The following is a 9,661-nucleotide window of genomic DNA, read 5'->3' on the forward strand; positions in this document are numbered from 1 at the left end:
ATCTCTTTTCTCGATTCCCCGATAGCTCAGTTGGTAGAGCGCCGGACTGTTAATCCGTAGGTCCCTGGTTCGAGCCCAGGTCGGGGAGCCAGAATTCAAACGCCGTGAACGCATGTTCACGGCGTTTTCATTTGTGGATTGCCGGGAGAAACAGGCCGGATGGCTGCCGGTGTGCGAGGCTGCTATCGTACTGGCTGCGGTGTGCATGAGCCCCCTTGCCGGGGGCTGAAAATCGGTAGATTTTTGCTGTGGCAAATAATCGTTTTTAATCAGGTGGTTATTTTTAGAGTGTTCCCCGCGTACGCGGGGATGAACCGTAACCTCTCTTAGGGATTTTGACCGTGGAATAGTGTTCCCCGCGTACGCGGGGATGAACCGAACGAGAGGTGCTTTTGATGGATATGAGTAGTGTGTTCCCCGCGTACGCGGGGATGAACCGCAGGTGGCAACCGACTACGCGCTGATCCGCAAGTGTTCCCCGCGTACGCGGGGATGAACCGTCGCCGGTATAGCGCCCGAGGTCGGGTGCCCACGTGTTCCCCGCGTACGCGGGGATGAACCGCACGACATGAGCAGGTCATGAGCGGCACATGAGTGTTCCCCGCGTACGCGGGGATGAACCGCCAACTGAACGCGATACAGAGGCATTGCGTAGGTGTTCCCCGCGTACGCGGGGATGAACCGGACGCACAAATGCTTGCCATACGGTTCGCTAAGTGTTCCCCGCGTACGCGGGGATGAACCGAGGCAGGTACTTTCCCCGGTAGAGGTCTACATGTGTTCCCCGCGTACGCGGGGATGAACCGATTTCCGATGCTGTTTGCCTGCAGCCCTTTATGTGTTCCCCGCGTACGCGGGGATGAACCGGACGTTGACGGCCTGCGCAGGTCTTATGCCAAGGTGTTCCCCGCGTACGCGGGGATGAACCGTTGGGAGAACCGGAACGCGGCAGCAGCGCCCTGTGTTCCCCGCGTACGCGGGGATGAACCGGACGACACCCACCTGCGCAGCAAGTGCCTGGAGTGTTCCCCGCGTACGCGGGGATGAACCGAAATCGCGCGACCGCATTGACGGCATCGTGGCGTGTTCCCCGCGTACGCGGGGATGAACCGTCGATCCGGCTGCACAAAGGCCGCTTCGAAGGGTGTTCCCCGCGTACGCGGGGATGAACCGCCATAGATTCGTATGAAAAAACCGTGAAAATCGTGTTCCCCGCGTACGCGGGGATGAACCGGCGAACGGCGCAGCAATCAGCCGCGTTGCTTACGTGTTCCCCGCGTACGCGGGGATGAACCGCACGCCGACCGTGAGCCGGAATGTCCCGCGCGGGTGTTCCCCGCGTACGCGGGGATGAACCGAAAACCCTTTCCCGCGCGCAATTCAATCAGCTGTGTTCCCCGCGTACGCGGGGATAAACCGCTTGCGGGCCTTGCCTGCATCAGCGTCAATGGGGGGGCCTCGCTCAGGCGAAGAACGGCCGAACGGACCCCCGCCGGGCCTGCCTGCGATCACGCCAGTCGCTTGACCAGCAGCAGCCCGCAGCCAAATGCCTGGGCGTGGCCGAGGCTGGCGTTCTTTCCCGGGAGCGGCTGGCCCAGCATTGCCTGGGTCAGACGCTCCGGGTCCTGCACGCGCGCCATGCCCTGATAGTCGACGCTGGAGAAGCGCAGTTCCCGGCCCTTGCTGCGCAGAACGTGCTGGCAATAGCCATCGGCCTGGATCTGGTCCGGGTCGATCTGCAGGCCCCAGCTGGCAGCGCGCTTGTCCAGCCAGGCCAGCGCAGCCTGCCGGATTGCCTGCTGCAGTGACTCACCCTGCAGCCCGGCCTGTCTGGCGAGGGTCTTGGCATGCATGAGGACGTCGTGACGCTTGCCGCGCTGGTCGGGGGCGCTGGCGATGGCCACTGTCGGATTGGCGCGCAGGCTGAAGTCGACCCATTCGCCTGTCTCCAGCCGGGGCTGGAAGGGTTTGCTGTTCACCGTGACCAGCGGATGCCAGGACTGTGGCTGACGTTGCGAGACCAGGTAGTACAGCAGCGTCCCGCTTGCCGCACTGGCGGCGCGAAACAGGAAGTCACGCGGCGCCTTGTCGGGCGAATCAGGGAACAGGCGCCAGATCAGCGTGTGGTCACGATAGGCGTCGCCAGCGTCGAGGCCGCCTTCCTGCGCGGCCAGCGCGCCGCTCTTGATGCTGATGCGGGAGAAGTAGCTCATTGTCTTCCTTCGGCCAGGTATACGTTTTCCTGCCGGGTGTCGAACTGCCAGCGCCGGCGCGACAGCGGCTCGTCATGCCGGGTCTGCCTGAGCGTGACCGGCATGCCGGCACTGTCCATCCTCGCATCCCAGTAATAGCGGGCCAGGCGGTCGGGGCGCAGGCAGGCAGACTGGTGATGGCGGTCCTCCGGGATCAGCGTCTCGTCATCGCGGCTGTCCAGTGCGGCTTTCAGGCTGGGAAACGATTCGAGCCGGGGGTTCAGCGGCAGGGCCAGCGGGCAGGATTTGCGCCCCAGATAGGGTACAAAGACCGGGCGCTCGATGGCCGCACCCAGCGTGGCCAGATCGTATGCCGCATCCGCCGTCGCCTCGATGGCCACGGTGTACAGGCTGTCGCAGCGGTAGTCGCGGCTGGTCAGGATGGTGTTCAACCTGTCCGGGGCGCGCATTTCCTGACGGCGGGTGGCGTAGCTGAATTTCTTCGGCAGGTCCGGCCATTGCACGGTGTGGTAATCGCGCAGTGGCAGTCCGGCCGACAGCAATTTGATGCCGAAGCGATAGCCGGCGCCAAGCGCCTGCTGTCCGGCCTCATCGTCACGGCGGATGCCCAGCGCCGCCCCGAGCAGACCCAGCAGCGCCGAGCGTGACGGATGGGGCGCGCCAGGGCGCTGTTCGCCAACCGCGACCTCGCCCCAACTGGCCATTGGTCCATAGAGACGCAGTACCAGATATGAGTGCATGGCTTACTCCGCCGCGAATGCCAGCAATCCGGCCAGGCTGCCCGAACCGGTCAGGACATTGAACTCGTCACGGGCATCGGCGCAGGCACCGTAAACCTTGTCCATATTGTCACGCAGCGTGGTCAGCGCCTGGATGCCCTCGCTGGCGTAATCGTTACTTGCTACCGGCTTGAGGAAGGCCAGCGACAGACTGCGTGGCTGGCGGCTGCCTTTTTCCACTAGCGCATAGTGGGCATAGGCGCGGCTTGCATAGCTGTTCTGCTTGCCGGTCGGAGCGACGGTCAGCGCCGCTTCGATCAATGCCTGCAGCGCGGCGTTCAGCAGGGCCTCGTCGCCGCCCAGATTGCGCTTGAGCAGTTCCCGGTCAATGCACAGGTACTGGTAGAGCACGGCAGCGGCGAACGGGCTTTCACCGATGTGGGCGGCACCGGCGTCCTGCACATTCAGGTCGTCGACGGCGGTGAAGTAGTCGTCTTCCAGCACCGAGGCGTGAATGCCCAGGGCATGTGCCACCTGGACTGCCGCTTCCCCGTTGTATTCGGTCTTGCTGGCCAGCATGCGGCCGAACATGGCGATATCCACTGCGTGCTGGGTGTGCAGCAGGGCGTCCAGTTCAGCCTGCTCCGGTTCGCGCTTCCCGGCGATCAGCGTGGCGATCAGCGCATCGAGCGTGGCCTTTTCTTCCGCTGACACATGGACCAGCTGTTCGATCTCGAACGACTTGTCCTTTTTCAGCGCCCCGTAGACCTGGGCAATCTTGCCGGCGCTGTCGCCGGCCAGTTTTTCATTGAAACCGGCGGCCCGGAAACGCTCGTAAGCGTCTGCGCCCAGGCGCTTGGTCCGCGTACCGAGGCTGCCGTCGCTGCTGCCGACCTGGCTGCCAAGGCGGGCTGCGAACACGTCGGACGTGCGCCATGCGCGCTTCAGACTCTGCGACGACACGCGCAGACGTTCGGCGCCGCCCATCAGCGCCGTTTTCGGCCGGCCGAGATCATCGCGGTTCAGGTTGGACGGCGGATAGGAAATCAGGGTGTGCAGCTGGATGAAACGGGTCATGGTCGAGGCTCCAGGGTCAAGAGGGTTGCCGGGCTTGTTCGTCGGCGGATTCGGGCAGGGCGGCCTGGTAATAGAGGGTGGCCCAGCGCAGCTTCAGGCGTTGCGCGGGCGGCAGGGCCGGATCAGGCTGGCGGTATTCATGCACCCAGTTCAGCAGATCGTTGGCCAGCCGGCCGACGTCAGTCGTGCCGCCGAGCAGGTCGACGGCACGGCGCGCCTGACGGAAAAAGGCGACCTCGTCACGGCAGGTCTGCAGTTGCTGAAAGCGCAACTCGCTCATGCATGGCCGGTCGGTGCCGTTCTTGCTGCCCAGCGCACGGGCAAAATCCTTGCCGGGAATGTGGTCGGTGACATGCGACAGCACCCCGGCGGCCAGCGCCAGCGCAGACAGCGGCACGGCCGGGCCATCGGCCTTTTGCAAGGCCTGCGCCAGCCGGTGCAGTGACGACAGCAGCAGCACATCGTCGGGCAGGGCGCAGCGGCGCAGCTGTGCCCGGTCGCCGTGGGTCAGCATGGCGAACGGACCTGCCGGCCTTTCTTTCTCGTTCTGCAGACCGTTCCACCACAGGACGACGAGCGCTTGCTGCGGCTCACTGAGAAACTGCTTCATGGGCTTCTCCGGAAAATTGCTTGATCATCTGTTCCATCTGCTTGTGCGGTTTGGCACGCCACAGGCCGCGCCGCAGTTCGTCCCGGGCCTTGATGACCCGCTTCATGTTCATTTCCTCGACCGGGGCATTCAATATCCAGCGGTCGAACAGATTCAGGGTCTGGCTGCGCACGGCTTTCAGCCACTGGGTAAAAGCAGGGACACAGTGCTCGTCTTCCAGCTGCGGCAGTGATGCCAGTTGCTGCACGGCGGCGTAGAAGGACGTTTCCGTGTGCTGCCAGAAACTCTGTTCGACTGCCGGTTCCTTCTTGCTGCTGCCGCAGGCCAGCTTGACCTGCTCGCCGAGCAGGGATGCGCTCTGTTCGGCAACGCCAAGCACCTGGCGAACCGCCTGGGCAAAACGGCGCTCATCGTGGCTGACGGGCTGGTACAGCGGCAGCGTGCTGTCGTGCCAGGCCCTCGCCTTCATGTTGTCCATCTCGAAGCCGAAGCACCACAGCCGGGCTTCGCCGCGTTCGCACAGGCAGTCCGCCTTGCCATCACGGCGATTGAAGTCGGAGACGACGGCCGCTACCTTCATGCTGTCGTCCTCGCCAAAAGTCAGACTCAGCCAGTGCTGGTAGCTGCCTGCGGCACGCCCGCCCTTGGCGGGCAGGGCCGGTTTGACGTGTTTGGGGTCGATGGCGTACGGCGTGAGGGGATGCAGCCAGTTGCCGGTGTAGTTGGTGCCATAGTTGCGGGTGCGGTAGCGGGTGTAGAGCTGCTCATGCGGCTGGCCGCAGATCTCGCATTGCCCGGCCTGTGTCTGTGTCTCATCCAGCCGCAGCCGGCGCGGCATGCTCCAGTAGGCTTGCAGCGGATGGACATCATCGGGGCGGGTTTCCACACCGTTCTTGTCACTGACGCGGGTCGCCGTCAGCCAGGGCAGGCTGGCTGCAAGCGGTGCCGGCTGCCGCCAGGCCTCGTCGCCCGTTTCCTGAGGCAGCACATTCAGCCACAGCTTCTGCCACAGCGTGGCCTCGGCGTTTGCCGGCAAGACCAGCGTGCTGAGCGGACCACCGCCGCGCAGCGAGGTACGGTGACCAACGCCACCGCTCGGCGCATTGATCTGCAGGGTAAACAGCGCCTGGGCCACGCAGGCCGGGCACAGCCCCTGCCAGGAGCCCGGCTTGTTGAAGAACAGATTGGAGTCCGAGCCACGGTCGATCAGCAAGTCGGCCGTGCTGTTGTCCTTTGCCTCGGTCAGCGGGTCCAGATCCTGCATGAAGGCGGCGCCATTCCCGTCCAGCTCGAAAGCAGGCCGCAATGGTGCCAGCCATGCCTGCAGGGTTGCCGCATCAGGCGGCTGTCGCCACAGCCGGTGCCAGTCGTCCATGTCGGCGGGCGCATGGGCGGTCTGCAGCAGACCGATCAGCAACTGGTAGAGCGCGCCACGAAAATCGGCCCGCGGGGCCAGCACATCGACCACATCCGGCTGCGACAGCGCATGGACACTGGCCGGCAGCGCGCTGCCGTCAAGGCGGCGCAGGAGGAGCCAGTGGTTGTCTGGATCAAGCAGGTTCATTCGTGGCGTTTCCTTTACGGATTACTCTTTGAAATCAATGCGTACGCTTTTGAGTCTGGCAGCGGTGATCAGGAGGAAAATTAATAGAATAAACGTCCATGACTCCAGGCCATTATTTGTGATGGCCATGGCAAGGCCTGTCAGAAAAGTACGCATACAGCCCCCAAAGTGGTGAAGATGGGAGGTAATGTAGTTCAGTTCTGGGAGTGATGGCAACTTAATGTTAAGTATGGAGTAGCTATAATGATTCCTTCGTTGTTTGGCTGATGGCCACGGTTTTTAGTCAATCTGCTACCATTGGCGCGTTCCCCGATTATTTGGGGATGAACCGTACGGAGTAGCCATAGGCTTCATCTCGGCCATCATGTTCCCTGCATTCGCAGGGTGGACATCCGGGTGGCTCAGGCCCCCGGATGTCATCTCAGAACCCCTCCCTGTTCCAGCCCATACCGCACCGTGACCGGCCTGCCATCCGCATCGCAGCCATGACCAATCCATTGCCCGGCCTGCTCGTCCGGCTGCAGCGGCAGCACCAGATCGAACTCACTCATCCATGGCTGTTCACTGTGCAGCTGCGCCAGCGCAGCTGCAAAACGTTGCTTCCAGTCGGCGCTCAGGGCCTGCAGCTGGTGGCTGGGCAGGCGGATCGCCGACATCGACCACTGGCGCAGGGGATCGGCATCGCGGTATAGCGGGCGCAGTCCGGATTCCGGTGTATCGCCGGCTTCCGCCAGATAGACGGTGCGCGTTTCCGCGCCGAGCCGGGTCGGGATGTTGACTTCCTCATCCCAGAAATGGCTGCTGCCCTCGCAATAGCCTTTGCCCAGATCCAGCGAATTGAAGCGGGCGATGTCGGCCTGGCTCATCGCTTCGCCCAGGCATCTGGCCGATGCCTGCTGCAGGGCCGCCGGAACCCGGGCTTCGGCGTCATCGCCATAAACCGCTTCCACCAGTTGACGAACCGCGCCTGCCTGCCCGGGCACTCCCGGAGAGATGATGCAGCCGGCGGCCAGCAGCGCCTGCTGGGTCAGCCATGATTTGGCGAAGTCGGGATAGACGTATTGCGCGCCGGCAAAGACCTTGCCGTACCAGTCGGCTTTCGGTTCCGAGTCCGGTAGCGGACCGAACACGCACAGCCGGGGAGCCGGGCGCCGCTCGATCCCGTCGTCGGCCGGCTGGCCATCGGCATGGCGGGCATGCCGCTGCAGACGGCCGGCGCGCTGGATCAGCAGATCGATCGGTGCCAGATCGCTGATCATGATGTCGGCATCAAAATCCAGAGACTGTTCCAGTACCTGGGTGCCAATCAGCACCTGACCCCGGCGCATGGCGGCGGTAGCGTGTTTGCCGAAAAGGTCCAGCACGCGATTTTCGATATCCAGCCGGTGGCCAATGGCAAAGCGGCTGTGGAACAGGTGCAGGTTTTCGGCCGGCAGCCGCGCCTGCAGGGCGGCGAAGCCCTGGCGCGCATCGTCGACGGTATTGCGAATCCAGCAGACGCAGCGTCCGGCAGCCGCTTCTTCCGCAATCAGGTCAAGAACGGCGGCCTCGTTATCAAAGAGCTGCACGGCGACCGTGCGTCTGACCTCGGCACGGGTTTCACACGGCGTTGCCAGTGTCACCTGAGCGGCAAGCCGGGTGGTCAGCGGGTAATGCGGATCGGGCTCGACGTATTCGGCTGCCAGTCCCAGCCCGGCGCGAAAGGCGTTCAGCAAACCGGTTTTGACCGTGTGCGGCACGGTGGCCGACAGCAGAATGGCGCTGCCGCCCTGTGCCGCGTGTGCGCGCAACAATTGGCACAGCAGGGTTTTGACATACGGGTCGAAGCTGTGAACTTCGTCGATTACCAGCACCTTGTCGCGCAGACCGGCCAGTCGCAAGGACTGGTGCCTGGCCGGCAGTACGGCCAGCAGGGCCTGGTCGATGGAACCGACACCGACATGGGCCAGCAGTGCCTTCTTGTTGCCATCCGCCAGCCAGGCATTGCAATGCATGCTGGCGCTGCCTTCCTGCGGGCCGTAACCGTGATCCGGCTGTTGCAGCGTGCGGGTGAAATCGTCGACCAGTTGCCGGGCAGAATGGGCCAGCACGATCGAGGGGGTGCTCTGTGGCTGATAAAGCTTGCGGTAGATGGCGCCGACGCGCCGGTACATCTGGTTCGACGTCGCCATGGTGGGCAGGGCGAAGTACAGCCCCTTGCCGTGACCGGCCGCCATCAGCCGGTGCGCCAGAATCAGCGCCGCCTCAGTCTTGCCGGCGCCCGTCACGTCCTCCAGCAGGAACAGCTGCGGCCCCGGATCCAGCGTCACCGTGGCGGCATAGTGCTGCAGCGGGGTGGGGGTGTGCAGATAGTCGATAAAGTCGGTCAACCGGTCGGCACCGCAATAGGGGGCCACCGCACATGCCCCCAGCCCGTTGTGGGCGATGGCCTGGCGCGCGGCCGGCAGGGCATGGTTGAACCAGTAATCGTCGAGCGGCAGCGGCTCGCTGTGATAGCGGAAAAACGCCTGGCTGGAACCCAGCCAGTCGGCCAGAACCATCAGGCCGGCCAGTGGCCAGCTGACGGTTTTGCTGTGCTCGCGCGAGATGCCCTCTGGCGCATGCAGCCCCTCCGGCAGCAACAGCGCCACCATGTCCTGACAGAATGCCGTTGCCGCCGTCTGGTCATCGACCAGGAAATAGTCATCGGCATGCAGCTTGCTGCTGCTTCCTTCTTTTGGCGGCTGGCCGTGATGGCCGCAGACCACGCGTATCCACTCGCCCCACAGCTTGTCTCTGGGGGCTGGCAGCAGGTTTTCGGGCAAGGTGCGCGACAGACAGTCCAGCCAGAGCAGAAAGCCCAGGGTATCGTGGCGCTGGGTATACGGTCGTGCCTTTTCGCATGACACCAGCCCGGGAGAATCATGCGGACAAAGTCGCTGGAAACTGCGGGAGAACTTGCCGATATCGTGCAGGGCGGCAAAGAAGACCAGATGCTCCGCCAGTGCCCGGGGTTGCCAGTTCCAGCGCGCGGCGAGCACTGCCAGCCATTCGGTCTGCTGTTCCAGCAGACAGTGCATGACCGCTGCCACATCCAGCGAGTGCAGGGGCAACAGGTGCCAGGCGGCACTGTCGGCCGTGGCCGGGGAGGCCTTGCCCCAATAGCGCCAGTAGGATGCGGTAGTCTTCAAGACGATCCTGTTCGTACGGCATGGAAGTGAGCGAACAGACTATTCCGTTTGATTAATTTTTTCAAATCATCGACATGGCCATCATGATGCTGGCGATGTGACGTGGTCGAATGGCATGACCTTGTGTAGGGTATTGGTGCCTGTGAACGCTGGCGGTGGGGCCTGAAATACCGGTCATGCTGCGAGACGGAAAGCGCTGCTGCAAGCGTGCTGAAAATCGGTAGATTTTTGAGGTGTTAAATTGTCGTTTTTAATCAGTTGGTTATTTTTAGAGTGTTCCCCGCGGACGCGGGGATGAACCGACGGCG

The 9,661-nt window shown here is 63.4% G+C and carries 6 protein-coding genes, 1 tRNA gene and 1 CRISPR repeat array; of the genes, 1 reads left to right on the forward strand and 6 read right to left on the reverse strand.

Annotated elements, in window-relative coordinates; genetic code table 11:
• Positions 1 to 15 precede the first annotated feature (15 nt).
• Positions 16 to 91, forward strand: a tRNA-Asn gene (locus Q352_RS0118480).
• A gap of 197 nt (positions 92 to 288) precedes the next feature.
• A CRISPR array of direct repeats spans positions 289 to 1,419; the repeat unit is 29 nt; unit sequence GTGTTCCCCGCGTACGCGGGGATGAACCG.
• An 89-nt stretch (positions 1,420 to 1,508) separates the two neighbouring features.
• Here the strand turns inward: Q352_RS0118480 and cas6e are convergent.
• From cas6e to Q352_RS0118510, 6 genes are all read right to left on the reverse strand, one after another.
• Positions 1,509 to 2,213 carry a type I-E CRISPR-associated protein Cas6/Cse3/CasE gene (cas6e, locus tag Q352_RS0118485; RefSeq protein ID WP_028500586.1) on the reverse strand — a complete coding sequence of 235 codons (705 nt, stop codon included), beginning with the start codon at positions 2,211 to 2,213 and terminating at the stop codon, positions 1,509 to 1,511.
• Complete coding sequence (cas5e, locus tag Q352_RS0118490) at positions 2,210 to 2,953, reverse strand: type I-E CRISPR-associated protein Cas5/CasD (RefSeq protein WP_028500587.1); 744 nt, start codon at positions 2,951 to 2,953, stop codon at positions 2,210 to 2,212. Before cas5e ends, cas6e begins: the two co-directional genes overlap by 4 nt.
• 3 nt (positions 2,954 to 2,956) lie before the next feature.
• Positions 2,957 to 4,009 (reverse strand): type I-E CRISPR-associated protein Cas7/Cse4/CasC, encoded by a 1,053-nt coding sequence (gene cas7e / locus Q352_RS0118495; protein ID WP_028500588.1) that lies wholly within the window; start codon positions 4,007 to 4,009, stop codon positions 2,957 to 2,959.
• 16 nt (positions 4,010 to 4,025) lie between these two features.
• On the reverse strand, positions 4,026 to 4,619 hold the full coding sequence (gene casB, locus Q352_RS22515) for a type I-E CRISPR-associated protein Cse2/CasB (RefSeq protein ID WP_051529086.1): 594 nt from the start codon (positions 4,617 to 4,619) through the stop codon (positions 4,026 to 4,028).
• A complete protein-coding gene (casA, locus tag Q352_RS0118505) occupies positions 4,600 to 6,183 on the reverse strand; it encodes a type I-E CRISPR-associated protein Cse1/CasA (protein WP_028500589.1) in 1,584 nt (527 codons plus the stop codon). The genes casB and casA overlap by 20 nt, the downstream gene beginning before the upstream one ends.
• Before the next feature lie 416 nt (positions 6,184 to 6,599).
• Positions 6,600 to 9,353, reverse strand: coding sequence for a CRISPR-associated helicase/endonuclease Cas3 (locus Q352_RS0118510; protein WP_028500590.1), 2,754 nt, complete (start codon positions 9,351 to 9,353; stop codon positions 6,600 to 6,602).
• Between the last annotated feature and the right edge of the window lie 308 nt (positions 9,354 to 9,661).

This window comes from Microvirgula aerodenitrificans DSM 15089 (genome assembly GCF_000620105.1).
Classification (GTDB): Bacteria; Pseudomonadota; Gammaproteobacteria; order Burkholderiales; family Aquaspirillaceae; genus Microvirgula; species Microvirgula aerodenitrificans.

Bases quoted from the DNA above. Each gene is read 5' to 3' on its own strand.
- casB (WP_051529086.1), bottom strand. From the start codon at position 4,619: ATGAAGCAGTTTCTCAGTGAGCCGCAGCAAGCGCTCGTCGTCCTGTGG.
- cas5e (WP_028500587.1), bottom strand. From the start codon at position 2,953: ATGCACTCATATCTGGTACTGCGTCTCTATGGACCAATGGCCAGTTGG.
- cas7e (WP_028500588.1), bottom strand. From the start codon at position 4,009: ATGACCCGTTTCATCCAGCTGCACACCCTGATTTCCTATCCGCCGTCC.
- cas6e (WP_028500586.1), bottom strand. From the start codon at position 2,213: ATGAGCTACTTCTCCCGCATCAGCATCAAGAGCGGCGCGCTGGCCGCG.
- casA (WP_028500589.1), bottom strand. From the start codon at position 6,183: ATGAACCTGCTTGATCCAGACAACCACTGGCTCCTCCTGCGCCGCCTT.